Origin of the sequence: Hanstruepera ponticola, assembly GCF_012931685.1 — a bacterium.
Lineage (GTDB): Bacteria > Bacteroidota > Bacteroidia > Flavobacteriales > Flavobacteriaceae > Hanstruepera > Hanstruepera ponticola.
Genome location: NZ_JABANC010000010.1, coordinates 29850 through 47882 on the forward strand (window position 1 = coordinate 29850; position 18033 = coordinate 47882).

The window sequence follows — 18033 nt, forward strand, 5'->3', positions numbered from 1 at the left end:
CACTATAGATTATATAGATACGCATTTACAAAACCAAGCATTTAAAAGTGGTAATTTGAAAAATTAAATATTTTTTGTCAAACTTATTTAAAATAAAATTGGACAAATAAATTATTTTATCTAACTTTGAAAATGAAATATTAGACAAACAACAATTTTAAGTTAAAATAATGCTTTGATTTCTGTTACAAACACAAGTACAGCATTACAAAAAAAGAGCTATGAAAATTAAAACTTTTGAAAAACCAAAAAACGGCCATCATTTAAATGGGTTTAGTGCAACAGAAATAGGTGACGATCATTTATACACGGGATTGGAAACTCCAATGAAAAAAGATGCCTTTAAGTTAACAGATGAAGAAAAGAAAAAGCGTATTGCTTTTCTTTTTGAAGAGATTATGGATGTTATGGGATTAGATTTAACAGACGATTCGTTAAAGGGCACTCCAGATCGTGTTGCCAAAATGTACATAGATGAAATATTTTCTGGGTTAAATCCAAAAAACAAGCCTAAAGTGGCCTTATTTGATAATAAGTATCAGTATAATCAAATGCTGGTGGAAAAAAATATAACGTTTTATTCTAATTGTGAGCATCATTTTGTTCCTATAATTGGCAAAACTCATTTGGCCTATATTTCCTCTGGTAAGGTTATTGGACTGTCAAAGCTTAATCGGATTGTGCAGTATTATGCCAAGCGCCCTCAAGTACAAGAGCGTTTAACAAATCAAATTGCAAACGAACTTAAAAATGTATTAGAAACAGAAGATATTGCTGTTATAATTGATGCTAAACATTTGTGTGTATCGTCTAGAGGAATTAAAGATGATACATCAGCGACGGTCACAACCTATTACGGTGGTGCGTTTAACGATCCTCAAAAAATAACTGAATTACATAACTATATAAATCATTAAGCTATGGAACTAATAAACAAAGCGCTTGAATTTGAGCAAAGAAAGATGAAATCTTTATCAACTAGTGATAGAATTAAAATCTCAAGAGAAGCTAAACAATTGATTTTAGACTTAAATCAGATTTACAAGCAGAAAAAAGATGATCGTATTATGGATATTATGAAACGTCTAACCGCTATCAAACGCAAAGTGGAAAAACGTTTAAAAGGTAAGCCATTAATGGCATAAAAAACACATATGAAAACATATATCGTAATAGGTGGCAGCCGCGGAATTGGGCTGTCACTTGTTAATTTATTACTGGAAAACAATAATAAAGTCATAAACATTAGTCGTAATAAACCAGACTTAAGTCACGACAACCTAACACATCATAGTGCCAATGTTTTAAAAGACGAATTACCCGAAGTAGCATCTTGTGATGGCTTGGTTTATTGCCCAGGAAGCATTAACTTAAAACCAGTAGCTCGATTAAAGCTTGATGAGTTTAGAGAAGATTACGAAATAAACGTAATTGGAGCTGTAAAGGCCATACAAGCGTATTTACCAAGGCTTAAATCAGGACAAAATCCATCAATCGTACTTTTCAGTACTGTGGCTGTAAAATTGGGAATGCCATTTCATGCCAGCGTAGCAGCAGCGAAAGCTGGAGTTGAAGGTTTGACCAAGTCATTAGGTGCTGAATTAGCGCCAACAGTTCGTGTTAATGCTATTGCGCCTACAGTAACGGATACTGATTTAGCTTCAAAACTATTACGAAATGATAAAATGATGGAAAACATCACCGAAAGGCATCCTTTAAAGAAATTTTTAAAGCCAGATGAAGTGGCAAATATGGCAGCCTTTTTATTATCAGAAAACGCAAGTTCACTTTCGGGTCAAATATTTGAAATGGATTGCGGTATTGTTTCTTTTAAAATATAAATCATGAAAAAACTCTTTATAATTTGTCTTATGCTAAACTTCTTTAATAAAACAAGAGCACAAAATACACCTACAGAATCTTTATATGATATTCAAATTAACAATTTAGCAGGCGAACCCATTAATTTAGCAGATTACAAAGGCAAGTATATTCTTTTTGTAAATGTAGCTTCAAAATGTGGTTTTACAGGGCAATATGCCGACCTACAAAAGCTGTATGATGAATACCAAGATAATCTAATGATAATTGGTGTTCCTTGTAACCAATTCGGTGGTCAAGAACCTGGTACTGCCGATGAAATTCAAACCTTTTGCGAAAAAAATTATGGCGTTAGTTTTTTAATGACAGAAAAAGTTGATGTTAAAGGCGACAATCAGCACCCACTCTACAAGTGGTTGACGAGTAAAGAATTAAACGGTAATTCAAATTCAAGTGTGAAATGGAATTTTCAGAAATATTTAGTTGATGAAAATGGTAATCTTTTAGATTATTATTTTTCAGTAACCAATCCAACAAGCGCAAAAATCACAAAGCATTTAAACCAATAAATTATGTTTGGAATATTTAAAAAACAGTCAGAAATTGAATCATTACAGAAAAAATATGCCAAAGCCATGAAAGATTGGCATCGTCTTTCTACTACTGACAGAAAAGCTAGTGATGAAGTCTATGCGCAAGCCCAGAGTATAGCCGAACAAATTGAAGCTTTACAAAATAAATAATATGAGTTTTATTAAACGTTTACTTCTTTTTCTAATAATTAATTTTGGAGGTTTAGCAATTGGTGGATGGCTCATGAATAATGGGCCACAATCTGAATGGTACACCAATCTTAATCAAGCACCTTGGACACCACCTGGATGGGTTTTTGGTGTGGCCTGGACAACAATAATGATTTGCTTTTCAGTGTATTTAGCCAAATTATTTAGTCATCAAAATTCAAAATTTTTAAGAATTTTATTTGTTGTTCAAGTTATTTTAAATATTTCATGGAATTATATCTTTTTCAATCAGCATTGGGTAGGATTAGGACTTCTAAACATTTCACTGTTAACCTTATTTATCTTTTATTTCTTTTTTAAATTCAGAATGGACGACATAAAGACCTATTCATATTTATTACTGCCTTATATGATTTGGCTACTGATTGCCACGTCCTTGAATGCTTACATATATGTTAATAACTAATGAAGATATACACCTTACATAAAAAACAAAATCTACCAATTTCTGTTGAGCAGGCTTGGGATTTTTTATCTGACCCAGGCAATTTAAAAGTTATTACTCCAGATTACATGGGATTTAATATTCTTTCTGGAGCAGATAGACCTATGTATGCAGGGCAAATAATTCAATATATAGTTACACCTGTATTAGGAATAAAAACAAAATGGGTAACAGAAATAACACATGTAATTGACAAACATTATTTTGTTGACGAACAACGATTTGGACCCTATTCGCTATGGCATCACAAACATTTTATTAAAGAAATTGAAGGTGGCGTGGAGATGGAAGATATTATAGACTATAAAATTCCACTAGGCATTTTAGGACAGTTGGTTCAACCAATTTTGGTAAAGCCCAAACTAGAAGAAATTTTTGAATATCGCCAAAAAAAATTAATCGAACTTTTCGGAACTTTGTAATATGAACGAGCCTGTAAATATTTTCTGGTTTAGAAGAGATCTGCGTTTAGATGATAATCGTGGTTTTTTTGAGGCATTAAAAAGTGATAATCCTGTTTTACCTATTTTCATTTTTGATACAAAAATTCTAGACAAACTTCCTGAAGACGATGCACGTGTAACGTTTATTTTTAATACGCTTCAAGGTATGCGGCAGACCCTTCAAGATGAACATGAAAGCAGTATAGCCATATTCATAGGTAAGCCAAAAGAAGTATTTGAAAATCTAATTAAAGAATACAACATATATGGTGTTTACACGAATCACGACTATGAACCTTATGCCAAAAAGCGTGACAAGGAAATTAAGGATTTTTTAAGCAAGAATAATATAGATTTTAAGACATATAAAGATCAAGTCATTTTTGAAAAAAGTGAAATAGTCAAAAATGATGGCGATCCATACATGGTTTACACACCATACATGAAAACTTGGAAAAGCACATTTAATGCTGATAATCTAGAAATATTTTACACAAACAATTATCTCAAAAATCTAGTCAAACATTCTAGATTACCTAATGTATCACTTTCAGATATTGGCTTTAAAAAATCAGATCAAAATATCGCAGCGTATGATGTTACGCCTACCCTAATACAGGAGTATGAAGACAAGCGTAATTATCCAGCTAAAGATGCTACATCGCGACTAGGACCTCATTTACGATTTGGAACAGTAAGTATTCGAAAAATGGTAAAAAAAGCCATTGCAGAAAAAAACGAAATATTTTGGCAAGAATTAATATGGCGTGAATTCTTCATGCAAATTCTATGGCACTATCCACATACTGTAAGTGAGAGTTTTAAACCAAAATACGATAGAATTGAATGGCGAAATAATGAAACGGAATTTCAAGCTTGGTGTGAAGGCAAGACTGGTTATCCTTTAGTTGATGCAGGTATGCGTGAATTAAATAATACTGGTTTTATGCATAACCGTGTAAGAATGTTAGTAGGCTCATTCTTATGTAAACATTTATTAATTGATTGGCGTTGGGGCGAAGCCTATTTTGCTGAAAAGTTACATGACTACGAAATGGCAAGTAATATTTGAAATTGGCAATGGGTTGCTGGATGTGGAGTTGATGCTGCACCATACTTTAGAATTTTTAATCCAACAACACAAATTAAGAAGTTTGATAAAAACCATGAGTACATTAAAAAGTGGGTTCCAGACTATCAAGAATTAACGTATCCTAAACCTATCGTAGATCATAAAGAGGCCAGAGAGCGGTGTTTAGCTGCTTATAAATCAGCTCTTAATTAATTATTTTAATTAATTAAATTATCTTTACTACATCCAATTATATAATCATGTACAAAAAACTACTCACATTAGCAGTAATTATGCCTCTAATGTCCTTTTCTCAAATTACTTTTACAAATTCAAACACCCTTCTCACCAACCCTAATTTAACCAGCGGCTGCGCTATTGGAGTAAGTGACATGAATGGTGATGGTCTCGATGATATTATCAGACTTGATGATGCTAGAAACTTACAAATTGAATATCAAACTGCAGGTGGTGGAAATTTCACGCAATACAATTTTGGAAGTGTTGGTGGTTCACAATGGGGTTTAGCTATTGCTGATGTCGATCAAAACGGTTATAATGATATTGTAACTGGCGGTTCTTATAATGGTATCAAACTAATAAAAGCAAATGCAGACGGTACTGCATATTCTTCCACAACACTTGGCGGTAATATTTTTCTACAAAGTGTCAATTTTGCGGATATAGATAACAATGGTTTTATTGACATATTTGCATGCCATGATGATGGTGTTTCTCTTGCTTATAGCAATGATGGCAGCGGTAATATGACGGTAAACAATGGTTTGATTAATGCAGTTTCAACCATACCTTCTGACAACTCGGGAAATTATGGTAGTATTTGGGCCGATGTTAACAATGATGGTCATTTAGATTTATACATATCCAAATGTCGTTTAGGAGTAAACAATCCAAATGATGGCAGACGCGTGAATTTATTATTTATGAATGATGGCAATAATAATTATACTGATGATGCGGTAGCGAGAGGCTTGGCTCCTCTTGGTCAGTCGTGGTCGGCGAATTTTGAAGATATTGATAATGATGGGGACTTGGATTGTGTTTTAATAAATCATGATATATCAAGTAAAATATTTACCAATGATGGCAGTGGAAACTTTACCGATATTACTGCTACTTGTGGTATTACTTCAGTTTTGGCAGGTTTAGGCTCTGGTGGAATTCAAGTTATGATGGAAGATTTTGATAATGATACGTTTATAGATTTGTTTATCACCATGCGAAGTGGCACGCATCATTTATTCAAAAATAATGGCGACAAAACCTTTACGGAGGTTACGTCACCTTTCACCTTACCTGCAGGACCTTCAAGAATACAAAGCGCTGCTGTAGGTGATCTAAACAATGATGGCTTTATAGATGTTATGGCGGGCTTTGCTACGGGATACAATGGTCCATCAAGTAATCCTGATGTACTGTATTTAAATGATGGTAATACCAACAATTGGACAGAAATTAGATTAATTGGTGATGCAAGTAATATAAATGGTATTGGCGCTAGGATTGAAATTCAAGGTGCATGGGGAACTCAAATAAGAGAAGTAAGAGCAGGAGAAAGTTACGGAACCATGAATTCCTTGATGACGCATTTTGGACTCGGTGCAGCTACACAAATTGATGCAATAGTTGTGCATTGGACTTCTGGAGCTGTTGATACCATTTCGAATCCAAATATAAACGAAGTCATAGTAATAGAAGAAGGTCAAACCTTAAGTGCTATTGGTTTAGATAATCATGAGATAAGACTCTATCCCAACCCTGTGAATGATTTCTTAAATATATCTATGAAAGGGAATACTAACTTAAACTATGCTATTTATAATTTAACTGGTAAGTTAATTCAGGAAATGACGATGTTACCAGCTTCAAATCAGATAGACATAAAATCTTTAAAGAGTGGCATTTACTTTATACATCTAAATACCAATCAAAAAACAACAATTCATAAAATCGTAAAGAAATAAATGCGCATCTAAATAATAAATATGAGCCGTTATGAGATAACGGCTTTTTTTATTTAGCCACGTTTAGTCAAATTATAACATGTATTTAATTACCAGATATTTAATTTTTTACTAGCTTTAGTAAATAACTTAAAATCCAAAAACAATGAATACAAAAGAAGTAGCAAATAAATGGCGAACCATGTGTCAAGAGGGTAAAAACTTGGACTGTATCAATGAACTTTATGCAGATAATGTAGTGAGCAAAGAAATGCCTGGTATGCCAGGAGAAGTTATTACTGGAAAACAAAATGTTTGGAATAAAAGCAAAGAATGGTTAGACAGTGTTGAAAATTTTCATTCAAGTGAAATTAGCGAACCTGTTATAGCTGGAAACTTTTTTACAGCCAAAATGGGATTTGATTGTACGTTTAAAGAACGTGGCAGACAAAAAATGGAAGAGGTCTGTGTGTACGAGGTCAAAGATGGCAAAATTGCCAGTGAACAATATTTTTATAGTATGGAGTAACACGCAAATAAAAAAGCTTCGAAATTTTTGAAGCTTTTTTTAGTTATTCATGTTCTTTAAGACGCTCAATTTTGGCCCCAATGGCTCGTAAACGCTCGTCTATATTTTCGTATCCTCTATCAATTTGTTCAATATTGTGAATGGTTGATGTGCCTCTAGCAGATAAGGCTGCTATTAACAGCGATACACCTGCACGTATATCTGGAGATGTCATAGTCGTTGCTTTTAAATCAGACTGAAAATCATGCCCAATAACGGTAGCTCTATGTGGATCGCAGAGAATAATTTTTGCTCCCATATCAATAAGTTTATCCACAAAGAACAAACGGCTTTCAAACATTTTTTGATGTACTAAAACACTACCTCTAGCTTGTGTAGCAACCACCAGAATAATACTCAATAAATCTGGTGTAAAGCCTGGCCAAGGTGCATCGGAAATGGTTAAAATAGAACCATCTATATAACTTTGAATTTCATATCCATCTACATGGGCTGGTATGTGAATATCATCACCACGTCTTTCAACTGTAATACCCAGTTTTCTAAATACGTTGGGAATTTGACCTAAATCATCCCAACTTACATTGGTTATAGTCAACTCACTTTTTGTCATCGCTGCCAATCCAATCCAGCTACCAATTTCAATCATATCTGGCAACATGGTATGTTCTGTACCACCAAGGCTATCAACACCTTCAATGATTAGCATATTAGATCCAATACCTTTTATATTGGCTCCCATCCTATTTAACATCTTACACAGCTGTTGTAAATAAGGTTCGCATGCGGCGTTATAGATTGTAGTAGTTCCTTCTGCCAAAACTGCAGCCATAACAATATTAGCTGTTCCTGTAACAGAGGCTTCGTCGAGTAACATATAAGTTCCAACTAACTTATCAGCTTCTACACCATAAAAATAATCTTCGCGATTATAACGGAATTTGGCTCCTAAATTTATAAAACCTTCAAAATGGGTATCTAAACGTCTGCGTCCTATTTTATCGCCTCCAGGCTTTGGAATATATCCTTTACCAAATCTAGCCAATAAAGGACCAACTATCATGATGGAACCTCTTAGGCCTCGACCATCTACCTTAAAAGCTTCAGATTCTAAATATTTTAAATTGACCTCATCAGCTTGAAACGAATAAGCATTATTGGATAGCTTCTCAATCTTTACACCTAGCTTTCTTAAAAGTTCTATAAGTTTATTGACATCAACAATATCAGGTATATTATGAATAGTGACTTTTTCTGGAGTCAACAATACAGCGCATAAAATTTGAAGTGCTTCGTTTTTTGCTCCTTGAGGCTGGATGCTTCCTTTTAATTGATGGCCTCCTTCAATTTTAAATATTCCCATGAAGTTTAATAGCGTTTTCTATTTCTATTATTATTTTTTTTGTGATGTCCCTTTTTACTGGAGTTAGAACTGTATTTCTTTTTACTACGCATTAAGCTACTGGCATCGGTTAAATCTTCATCTGCATTAAGCAAATTGATTTTTCCTCCTGACAATTCTCGGAGATGCTCAAAAATCACATCATCCTCAACGGTGTCTTTATTCCAGTTTAAAAAACATTTTTTCATATGGTTGGCTATGGTATAAACCAAAGCCTCCTTCAACTCGCCTTCCTCCCAAGTATTAGCCACATCAATCATGGTTTTAATATTATTTCCGTAGAAACGATATTTTGGATGGTTCTGCGGATAATCTAATGTTTCTGGACGTTCCGAGAGCACTTCTTTTGAAGGCTTTTCATAAGGTGAATCGGCATCTAATTCAAAATTAGACATGATAAATAATTGATCCCAAAGCTTGTGTTGAAAATCTGGTACATCACGCAAATGAGGCTGCAAATTACCCATCACAGATATGATGGCTTGAGCCAATTTATTACGTTCTTCTTTTGTTTCACGTGTTTTGGCATAATTCACCATTTTCTGTAAATGCCTACCGTATTCTGGTATAATTAAATGTTCGCGTTCCGAATTGTATTCTAAATGTTCTATCAAAATAAAAATGTGTAGAGGTTAACTTTTAGCAAGAAGTATCATGCCTGCGCAAAGTACAAAAAAATTCTAAAGACTAATAACTCCTTGAACGTTTTCTGCCACTTCTTTATATTTGGCAATAACATCTTCTGGTGTTTTCATATTAACGTTAATAGAAACGCTGGTATATTTACCATTTTTTGATTCGGTGGTATTAATTACGGCTCCCATATTATCAAAAAGTGCTTCAACTTCTGAAATGCCATTACCTTCCGATTTTACAATAAACTTATACAAATACTCCGATGGCCACGTAGCCGTATCATATAATTGACCCTTTAACTTTTCGTAAAAAGCATCCGGATTTTGATTCTCTTCCATATTAATTACATTAAGCTACAAAGATACTGTTTCCAATTCATTTTTTAGTTTCCTTTTTAATTACGATTTTTACATCCAAAATGTTGCTGTCTTGAACGTAAAAAAAATTGTAATTACTGGTGGTCCTGGAACTGGAAAAACGTCCATTATCAATGAATTAAAAAGACTGGGACATGTTTGTTTAGATGAAATTTCACGTGAAGTTACTCTAAAAGCGCGTAAGGAAGGTATTGAACAGTTATTCTTAACACAACCACTACTATTTAGCGAACTCTTATTAAAAGGACGTGAAACACAATTTTCGCAGGCAAACACATTAGGAAAAGATTTGGTTTTTTTAGATCGAGGCATTCCTGATGTTATTGCCTATATGGATTATATTGGTGATGCATATCCTGAAAAATTTGTAAACAGTTGCAAAAACCATGTCTATGATATGGCTTTTATTTTAGAGCCTTGGCAAGAAATATTTGTAAGTGATAGTGAACGTTATGAAAACTTTGATCAAGCTGTAAAAATTCATCATCATCTTCTTAATACCTATGAGCGTTTTAACTACGCGCTCATGGATGTACCCTTTGATACCATTGAAAATAGAGCACAATTTATTCTTAATGTTGTAAAGAAACTATAATGGAACAACCCATCAATATATTAGAGAGATATTGGGGTTTTACAACTTTCAGACCATTACAAGAATCCATAATTAATGCGGTACTTGATAATGAAGACACTTTTGCGCTATTGCCAACTGGTGGCGGAAAATCACTATGCTTCCAAATACCAGCTTTAATAAAAGAAGGGATTTGTATTGTGGTTTCACCTTTAATAGCCTTGATGAAAAATCAAGTTCAGGCACTCAATGAAAAAGGTATCAAAGCTATGGCATTAACCAGTGGTATTGCCTACAGTGAATTAGACACCATGTTGGACAATTGTATTTATGGTAATTATAAGTTTTTATACCTCTCCCCAGAACGCTTACAACAAGAACTCGTGCAGGATAGAATCCGTCAAATGCATGTAAACCTCATTGCTGTTGATGAAGCACACTGCATTTCGCAATGGGGAAATGATTTTAGACCAGCTTATAAAAACATTGTCACGCTCCGAGAAATTCAACCCAATGTCAACTGCATAGCATTAACTGCTTCGGCAACGCCAAAAGTGGTTGATGATATTGTGGCTGAACTCGATTTTATTGATGCCAAAATATTTCAACAGTCATTTCATAGAGATAACTTGGCGTATATGACATTCGAAACCGAAGACAAACGCTATGAACTAGAACGCATCCTAAAAAAAAATCAAGCGCCTTCAATCATTTATGTTAGAAACAGAAAGGCTACCCTTGAAATAAGCAGCTTTCTCGAAAGCAAAGGTTTCGCGACAACATATTTTCATGGTGGACTCTCTAATTACGAAAAAGATCAACGACTTAACGCTTGGTTGCGCGAACAAAAACCCATTATGGTTTCAACAAATGCCTTTGGAATGGGTATTGATAAACCAAATGTAAAAACTGTTATTCATTTAAATTTACCAGATAGTTTAGAGAGTTACTTTCAAGAAGCTGGAAGAGCTGGTAGGAATGGTAATAAAGCCTTTGCCGTTATTCTTAAAAGTAATTCGGATGAAGCACATCTAAAAAATCAATTTTTAAAAGTTTTACCTACTATTGATTTTATTAAAACGGTATATAGAAAACTCTGTAATTACTTTCAAGTTTCCTATGGCGAAGGCCAGCATAAGAGTTTTGATTTCAACTTTAATTCATTTTGCAAAACCTATAATTTTAATAGTGCTTTAGCCTATAATGCATTACAAGCCTTAGACCGTACAAGTGTCATTAATTTATCACAGCAATTCAAAAATCAAACAAGCTTACAATTTATAGTATCCAATAATAGCCTGTTTCAATACTTGAACAACCATCCCAATTTAAGTCTTACTGTTAAGTCACTATTACGAACATATGGTGGTGTTTTTGAACATGAAACAACTATTAACACGCTACGGATTTCGGAAAAAGTATCTATTACAGAAAAAGAGTTAGAGAACAAACTCCTAATGTTAGAAAAAGATGAGATTATCGCACTCAAATTATCTCGAACAGATGCGCAAATTACATTTATTGAGCCGCGGGAAGACGATAAAACCATCAACAGAATTGCCAAAACCATCGAACAACAGAATAAGGTAAAAACCAATCAAGTCGCTTCGGTTATAGCATATATGAGCAATAATGACACCTGCAAGAGTATCCAACTTTTAAGTTACTTTGGCGAAACCAATTTGGAGCCTTGTGGTATCTGTTCAGTTTGTATTAAAGATAAACACGCGCAGCAAACAGACGCTGTAAAAGATATTACCGAAGCCATTATCACAAAATTAGAGCTTGGTCCATTATCATCTCGGGAAATGGTTGAACAACTAAAATTCAATAAAGAAATAATTCATAACACGCTTAAAGTATTATTAGAACATGGCGTGATAGCTATCACAAACAACAACACCTATAAATTATCACATGTATGAACAAGGAACTGCGAATAGTTTTTATGGGAACACCAGATTTTGCTGTTGCCACCTTAAAAACCCTGGTTGAAAATAACTATCAAATTGTTGGAGTCATTACTGCTCCCGATAAGCCAGCAGGTAGAGGTCGTAAAATTCAGGAGTCGGCCGTAAAGACCTATGCAAAATCACAAGGTTTGCACATTATGCAACCTACAAACTTAAAGCATGACGATTTTGTTCAAGAATTAAAATCTTTAGAAGCCAATTTACAAATTGTGGTAGCCTTTAGAATGCTGCCAAAAATTGTTTGGCAAATGCCCAAATATGGCACCTTTAATTTACATGCTTCTTTGCTACCCAATTATCGTGGTGCAGCTCCTATTAACTGGGCTATAATAAATGGTGAAACAAAAACAGGGGTTACCACCTTCTTTATTGATGAAAAAATTGATACCGGTGAAATGATTCTTCAAAAGGAAGTTGCCATTGAAGATGAAGATAATGCTGGTACACTTCATGACAAGTTAATGACCATAGGAAGCCAACTGGTTCTTGAAACCGTTAAACGAATAGAACAAGGTCAGGTTAATACCAGTATCCAAAAAGAAAATCCGACCATTAAGGATGCTCATAAATTAAATAAAGACAATTGTAAAATAAACTGGGATAATGATATCAAGACCATTCACAACAAAGTTCGTGGTCTCAATCCTTACCCTGGAGCTTGGTGTTATTTGCAGAATGGTGAAGAACAGTTAGAAATTAAACTCTACCAGACAAGTTGGGTATGTGATAATCATGACCTTACTATAGGAACCCTAGTTGCTGATAAAAAAACACTTAAAGTAGCTGCATCAAATGGCTTCATTTTGGTAGAACAAATTAAACTACCTGGTAAACGAAAAATGGATATAATTTCACTGCTAAACGGATACCAATTTCACGACAATGCCAAAATGCTGTAAACCCCTATCATTACTCATATCTTAAAAACATCGATAAAATGCACGCTCGTTATTAACAAAAGTGTTAAGTTATCAACAAATTCATGCATTTGCCTTGCTATTACTTGCGTGATACGATAATCCGTATAAATTTGTAGAGGATTTAACAAAAATGTTTAACCAACAATTTATTAATAATTAAAAATTAAATTATGAACAAAACAGATTTAATCGATGCTATGGCAGAACACGCAGGAATTACTAAAGCAGCTGCAAAAAAAGCTTTAGAGTGCGCGTTAATTGAAATTGAAGGAGCTTTACAAAAAGGTAACAGAGTTTCTTTAGTAGGATTTGGTTCTTGGTCAGTTTCTAGAAGAGCTGCAAGAGATGGAAGAAACCCACAAACAGGAAAGACTATTAAAATTAAGGCTAAAAATGTAGTTAAATTTAAAGCTGGTTCTGATTTATCAAGAGCAGTAAACTAATTTAAGCTTTACCATATTTTTAAAAAGGTCTTCAATTTTGAAGACCTTTTTGCTTATAAATGCTTTTATCTATTTGTTTTTTATAAAAAAAATGTTAGTTTTAGTAAGTAAATGCCCAACTATATGATTACAATACAACCCAAAAAAGGTAATTTGTTAATCGCCGAACCATCAATCATTGGTGATGTCTCCTTCAACCGTTCCATAATTTTATTGGCAGACCATAATAACGAAGGCTCTATTGGTTTTATATTAAATAAACCGCTAGACTATACCATATCCGATTTAATCCCAGAATTAGACACCAAAATGCGGGTTTATAATGGTGGACCTGTGGAACAAGACAATCTGTACTTCATTCATAAAATCCCAGAGTTAATTCCGGATAGTGTCGAAATTTCCTTGGGTATTTATTGGGGTGGCGATTTTAATAAAGTAGCTGAACTTATTGCTGAAAACAAAATCAATGAAAAGAGCATTCGTTTCTTTTTAGGCTATTCAGGTTGGGAAGCCAACCAACTAAACGAAGAACTCAAATCCAATTCATGGATTGTTACTGAAAATATCTACAAAAAATCCATCATCGAAAAAGACTACGAAACCTTCTGGAAAGAAAAAATGTTGGAATTTGGAGGTGAATACACCATTTGGTCCAATGCGCCGGAAGACCCTAGTTTTAACTAGTTAACCGAATCAGCGTATTCACTTTTTGAAAGATGTCCTTGGCTACTTGGTTATCAAATTCCTTTTTACGGTATTTACTCACTGGCTGAATCCCTGTAATCACATTAGTAATAAATAACTCATCAGACTTTTGCAATTCAAATGGAGACACATGATCTTCAATCAAAACATAGTTAGGTGATTTCTCTATCACATCCAGTACCTGCTTGCGCATAACTCCTTTAAGGCATCCATCTTCCAAAGGTGGTGTTTTAATGTCGTTTCCTTTCACCAGAAATATATTGCCATTCAGAGCCTCAACCACATGCTTATTTGTATTTAAAAGTAAACAATTGTCAAGCGTGTTTTCTTGAGCATAAATACTACCAACCACATTAATAGCCTTGTTGTTGGTTTTTAAGGTTGACAACAAACTAGGCGACACATAATAATCCTTAAACAAATCTACTTCATAAGCCGCATCATTAAATAGATAGAAATCTGAAGCCAAGGGCCACACCTGAATTATAAAACCAACGCCGTTATCTTCAGGTGTATATAAACCCCCTGCATGTCTATAAACGGACAATTTAACCCGTGTTGTTGCCTGCTCCAAGTCATTGGCCTGTATGGTAGCTAGTAATTGCGATTCCAAAAACTCCATGGTAAAATTCATGGGGATGTCCATACGTAAGATGCGCATAGAAGCCATGAGTCTGAAATAGTGATCTTCCCAAAACAACACCTTTCCGTAAGAAACTTTAAGGGTTTCAAAAAGTGTGTCGCCATAAGCAAAACCACGGTTAGTAGTTTTCAGAATGGTATCGTTATTTGTGAGGTCGCCGTTGTGATTAATCATAAAAAAAGTCCCGAAATAAATTCGGGACAAAGATATGGTTTATATTAAAATTGGCTGTTATGCAGAACCTAATACTTGTTTTAAATCTGCAATTTGATTTTCCCATAGCATTTTAGACTCATCAACCTCATCTTCTTCGGCAAAATCAATGACAATAATTGAGACATCTTTTGTGATTTCATCAACCTGAATACGAATTTCAAAGTAATAAGGATCCTCTTCATCAGCAAGCCACTTAAACTTAATGCGCTCACCACTTTTTTTGCTCACCAATTTAGCTTGTTCTTCAGTGCCATCCCAGATGAATTTAAACAGCTCGCCACGTGAGTTCACATTCTCGGCAAACCACTCTGATAATCCAGAAGGGGTAGATATGTATTGATATAATAATTGCGGTGAAGCGTGTATAGGAAACTCCATTTCAAATTTCACTTTTTCGTCCATAGTCATAAATATAATTTGTTCGCTCAATATATACATTAATTGATAAGTTTTAAAACTATTTTTTATAAATATTTTATTGTGACAATATTTGTACTGAATAAATTTGTTGTTATATTTGCAGCCTTAAAAACGGTATGCGCCGTTAATTATGAGATTCCTATTTTCATAGGAAAATGGCGAGATAGCTCAGTTGGTTAGAGCGTCGGATTCATAACCCGGAGGTCCCGAGTTCAAATCTCGGTCTCGCTACAAAGCGTAATTCAGCGTAAACAGACGGTTTAGTTCACTCTAAACCGTTTTTTTATGTTTACCTTAACTGAATTTCTTACATTTGAACACGAAAAGGAGCCCCAACCTGAACACAAATTGGCACACAAAAAACAATTTTCTGCCCCAAAGATCTATACCGGTGATAATGACCTAAAACGCCGTTGGTATGTCTATTTTTCATTCAGAAATCCATCCACTGGTAAGATGGAAAGACAGAAGAATATTTATGGTATTGCCAATAAAATGAAAACAAAGACCGATCGTTATACCATCCTTAATTTTTATAAAAAGACATTACACCGTTTATTAAGAGAAGGCTACAATCCCTACGAAAATAATTTAGAACGGTTTTTGGGAGGCCAAACAATTTCTCCGCCAAAAGAACCCAAGGTTGAAGTTGTTCCAGCTATTACCTATCCGAAAACAACCATTAAACCCCTACCCTTTCTTAAAAAGGAAAAAGAGGCTGAAACCATATCTCAACCAGTACAACAGGTCTCTATAACTGAACCTAAAACCGAAAAGGTAGAAGAAGAAGAAAGAATGTCTTTGAGGGAAGCATTTGATTTTGCGCTTAAAATGAAAGAGAAATTGGTTAAACCACGTACCATTCAAGATTACAGGAACCGATCGAAAAATTTTATTAAATGGTTGAAAGAAGAGCATCCAAATGTTAAGCATCCCGATCAAATAACCCGAAAAATGTGCATGGGATATCTAAACCAACATCTTATTAAAAATACACCGCGTACACGAAATAACAGCCGTGTGGATTTAAGCAGTATGATGCAGGTATTGGAGGACAATGAAATTATCCCGGTTAATGTCATGCGAAAAACACCGGTTGTAAAGTCCAAGCCTGAAAGGCACAAGCGGTATGATTCTCAAACATTGGATGCTATTTTCAGTTATCTTGAAGAACAAGACCCCATACTCCTATTGTACATTAAATTTATCTCCTTTAATTTTATGAGACCTATCGAAGTTAATAGGCTTCGGGTCAAGGATTTGAATTTAAAAACGAAGACCTTGACTTTTCAGGCAAAAAACAGTCCGCTCAAGACTAAAATTATTCCTGATTTGGTATTGGAAGCCCTTCCTGATTTATCAAAATTACCTGGCGACAATCCCTTAATAACAAACAAAGGCATTGGGTTGCCATGGAATACTACAGTCGATAACCGAAGAGATTATTTTAGTAAACGTTTTAAACGTGTGGTAAAAGATAAATTTAATTTGGGAGCTGATTTTGGTCTTTATAGCTTCAGACATACTTTTATAACAAAATTATATAGAAAATTACTTGAGAACAGCTCACCTTTTGAAGCAAAAAGTGTCCTAATGACTATTACAGGTCATACATCCATGCAAGCCTTGGAAAAGTATTTGCGTGATATTGATGCTTTTTTACCAAGTGATTATTCCGATTTAATACGAATGGATGGAGAATAGTAAACACGTTTTAAATAAGATCATTTCTAATCTATTTAGGAACTATATTTTCTATTTTCCTAAACAATTCTATCCTAATATAGAACCAACGTTTTTAAGTGACATTATTAGGCCGGATATGGTCAATACTATTTATTATTTCGATTTCAACAAAGAATTACATAAAAATCCTTCTGTAATACATGGTCTCGATATTTTTAATAAAGGAAATCAACTGGATAACAATACCAATGATCTTATTACTCTAAAACAGAATCTGACACTTGAAGAATTTTATCACATCTTTGAAAAATATGGACAGTATGTTGGAACCCATTGCATAATGACTCAATGGATGTATGCAAACATTAAAATTGACATGCCATTGACAACTTCCAAAGTAGAAAGTATGTTTCAATTTCAAGCGAAAGCTTTTGACGAGCATGCAGATAAACTAGAAAGTTATTTTGGAGAGGAAACAATCACATCTGAGGTAGATGATAATCAGGTTCTGGAAATCGTATCAGAAACGTTAGAGGAACTTCCAGCAATCGAAATAAAAAAAGAGGTTGAAATACCTACTAAACCACAGAAAAAGGAAGCACCTTTAAAGGCTAAACAAAAAGAACCTCTAATGACTGATGAAAAAGCCAGAAAATATATTTTAGAAACTGTTTTTGGGATAGACCCAGAATTTTTAGATGCAGAATTCTAATATTTTTTTTAAAATCCTAAAGTTAGGGTTTCGCTTTTCCTCTATTGATTAAAATACTTAATTTTGACTACAATGGTGGTCAATTTGACTACAAACGGGGTCAACAGCAATGGTGGTTATTGCATTTTGCAATGGTGGTTATTGCATTTTGCAATGGTGGTTATTGCATTTTGCAATGGTGGTTATTGCATTTTGCAATGGTGGTTATTGCATTTTGCAATGGTGGTTATTGCATTTTGCAATGGTGGT

Annotated in this window: 22 protein-coding genes, 1 tRNA gene and 1 pseudogene; 19 read left to right on the forward strand and 5 right to left on the reverse strand. The window is 34.2% G+C overall.

Annotated features, from left to right (window positions below):
* The first annotated feature begins 221 nt into the window (after positions 1-221).
* The 10 genes and pseudogenes from folE to HGK31_RS14340 all read left to right on the forward strand — a co-directional run bounded on the left by folE (position 222) and on the right by HGK31_RS14340 (position 7077).
* Positions 222-917, forward strand: a complete 696-nt coding sequence (gene folE, locus HGK31_RS14295; protein ID WP_191861003.1) for a GTP cyclohydrolase I FolE — start codon at positions 222-224, stop codon at positions 915-917.
* Positions 918-920: 3 nt separating this feature from the next.
* Entirely contained in the window at positions 921-1145 is a 225-nt protein-coding gene (locus HGK31_RS14300; protein WP_191861005.1) for a hypothetical protein, read from the forward strand.
* Between the two features lie 9 nt (positions 1146-1154).
* Entirely contained in the window at positions 1155-1841 is a 687-nt protein-coding gene (locus HGK31_RS14305; RefSeq protein WP_191861007.1) for an SDR family NAD(P)-dependent oxidoreductase, read from the forward strand.
* Between the two features lie 30 nt (positions 1842-1871).
* Positions 1872-2390: a glutathione peroxidase gene (locus HGK31_RS14310; RefSeq protein WP_191861032.1), complete on the forward strand. Its 519-nt coding sequence runs from the start codon at positions 1872-1874 to the stop codon at positions 2388-2390.
* Between the two features lie 3 nt (positions 2391-2393).
* Positions 2394-2564 carry a Lacal_2735 family protein gene (locus tag HGK31_RS14315; RefSeq protein WP_104734002.1) on the forward strand — a complete coding sequence of 57 codons (171 nt, stop codon included), beginning with the start codon at positions 2394-2396 and terminating at the stop codon, positions 2562-2564.
* 1 nt (position 2565) lies between these two features.
* Positions 2566-3030, forward strand: a complete 465-nt coding sequence (locus HGK31_RS14320) for a TspO/MBR family protein (protein ID WP_191861009.1) — start codon at positions 2566-2568, stop codon at positions 3028-3030.
* On the forward strand, positions 3030-3491 hold the full coding sequence (locus tag HGK31_RS14325; protein WP_191861011.1) for an SRPBCC family protein: 462 nt from the start codon (positions 3030-3032) through the stop codon (positions 3489-3491). The genes HGK31_RS14320 and HGK31_RS14325 overlap by 1 nt, the downstream gene beginning before the upstream one ends.
* Position 3492: 1 nt before the next feature.
* Positions 3493-4797, forward strand: a pseudogene (locus HGK31_RS14330) (cryptochrome/photolyase family protein).
* Positions 4798-4844: 47 nt separating this feature from the next.
* Positions 4845-6569 carry an FG-GAP-like repeat-containing protein gene (locus HGK31_RS14335; RefSeq protein ID WP_191861013.1) on the forward strand — a complete coding sequence of 575 codons (1725 nt, stop codon included), beginning with the start codon at positions 4845-4847 and terminating at the stop codon, positions 6567-6569.
* 145 nt (positions 6570-6714) lie between these two features.
* Positions 6715-7077 carry a SnoaL-like domain-containing protein gene (locus HGK31_RS14340; protein ID WP_191861015.1) on the forward strand — a complete coding sequence of 121 codons (363 nt, stop codon included), beginning with the start codon at positions 6715-6717 and terminating at the stop codon, positions 7075-7077.
* A gap of 43 nt (positions 7078-7120) precedes the next feature.
* Here HGK31_RS14340 and murA read toward each other — a convergent pair whose 3' ends face one another.
* The 3 genes from murA to HGK31_RS14355 all read right to left on the reverse strand — a co-directional run bounded on the left by murA (position 7121) and on the right by HGK31_RS14355 (position 9453).
* Positions 7121-8440, reverse strand: coding sequence for a UDP-N-acetylglucosamine 1-carboxyvinyltransferase (gene murA / locus HGK31_RS14345; protein WP_191861017.1), 1320 nt, complete (start codon positions 8438-8440; stop codon positions 7121-7123).
* Positions 8441-8445: 5 nt separating this feature from the next.
* Positions 8446-9093: a DUF4290 domain-containing protein gene (locus tag HGK31_RS14350; RefSeq protein WP_191861019.1), complete on the reverse strand. Its 648-nt coding sequence runs from the start codon at positions 9091-9093 to the stop codon at positions 8446-8448.
* A gap of 66 nt (positions 9094-9159) precedes the next feature.
* Positions 9160-9453, reverse strand: coding sequence for a DUF493 family protein (locus HGK31_RS14355; RefSeq protein WP_104734010.1), 294 nt, complete (start codon positions 9451-9453; stop codon positions 9160-9162).
* Positions 9454-9544: 91 nt separating this feature from the next.
* Between HGK31_RS14355 and HGK31_RS14360 the strand changes: the two genes are divergently transcribed.
* From HGK31_RS14360 to HGK31_RS14380, 5 genes are all read left to right on the forward strand, one after another.
* Positions 9545-10087, forward strand: coding sequence for an AAA family ATPase (locus HGK31_RS14360; RefSeq protein WP_191861021.1), 543 nt, complete (start codon positions 9545-9547; stop codon positions 10085-10087).
* Entirely contained in the window at positions 10087-11991 is a 1905-nt protein-coding gene (locus HGK31_RS14365; RefSeq protein ID WP_191861023.1) for a RecQ family ATP-dependent DNA helicase, read from the forward strand. Before HGK31_RS14360 ends, HGK31_RS14365 begins: the two co-directional genes overlap by 1 nt.
* A complete protein-coding gene (fmt, locus tag HGK31_RS14370) occupies positions 11988-12938 on the forward strand; it encodes a methionyl-tRNA formyltransferase (protein ID WP_191861025.1) in 951 nt (316 codons plus the stop codon). Before HGK31_RS14365 ends, fmt begins: the two co-directional genes overlap by 4 nt.
* A gap of 191 nt (positions 12939-13129) precedes the next feature.
* Positions 13130-13402: an HU family DNA-binding protein gene (locus HGK31_RS14375; RefSeq protein WP_092206834.1), complete on the forward strand. Its 273-nt coding sequence runs from the start codon at positions 13130-13132 to the stop codon at positions 13400-13402.
* 123 nt (positions 13403-13525) lie between these two features.
* Complete coding sequence (locus tag HGK31_RS14380) at positions 13526-14086, forward strand: YqgE/AlgH family protein (protein WP_104735751.1); 561 nt, start codon at positions 13526-13528, stop codon at positions 14084-14086.
* On the opposite strand, the gene HGK31_RS14385 is transcribed toward HGK31_RS14380, so the two are convergent.
* Both HGK31_RS14385 and HGK31_RS14390 read right to left on the reverse strand, forming a co-directional pair.
* The gene (locus tag HGK31_RS14385; RefSeq protein ID WP_191861027.1) at positions 14079-14924 is read right to left on the reverse strand and encodes an aminotransferase class IV; all 846 of its coding nucleotides are present in this window, start codon (positions 14922-14924) and stop codon (positions 14079-14081) included. The two genes, HGK31_RS14380 and HGK31_RS14385, sit on opposite strands and share 8 nt — an antisense overlap.
* A gap of 57 nt (positions 14925-14981) precedes the next feature.
* Complete coding sequence (locus HGK31_RS14390) at positions 14982-15368, reverse strand: START-like domain-containing protein (RefSeq protein WP_104734015.1); 387 nt, start codon at positions 15366-15368, stop codon at positions 14982-14984.
* Positions 15369-15543: 175 nt separating this feature from the next.
* Here HGK31_RS14390 and HGK31_RS14395 point away from each other — a divergent pair.
* From HGK31_RS14395 to HGK31_RS14630, 4 genes are all read left to right on the forward strand, one after another.
* A tRNA-Met gene (locus HGK31_RS14395) sits at positions 15544-15617 on the forward strand.
* Between the two features lie 54 nt (positions 15618-15671).
* Positions 15672-17090: a tyrosine-type recombinase/integrase gene (locus HGK31_RS14400; RefSeq protein ID WP_191861028.1), complete on the forward strand. Its 1419-nt coding sequence runs from the start codon at positions 15672-15674 to the stop codon at positions 17088-17090.
* Complete coding sequence (locus HGK31_RS14405; protein ID WP_191861030.1) at positions 17080-17784, forward strand: hypothetical protein; 705 nt, start codon at positions 17080-17082, stop codon at positions 17782-17784. Before HGK31_RS14400 ends, HGK31_RS14405 begins: the two co-directional genes overlap by 11 nt.
* A gap of 44 nt (positions 17785-17828) precedes the next feature.
* Positions 17829-18033 (forward strand): hypothetical protein (locus HGK31_RS14630; RefSeq protein ID WP_223115356.1); only part of this gene is annotated, 205 nt, incomplete at its 3' end.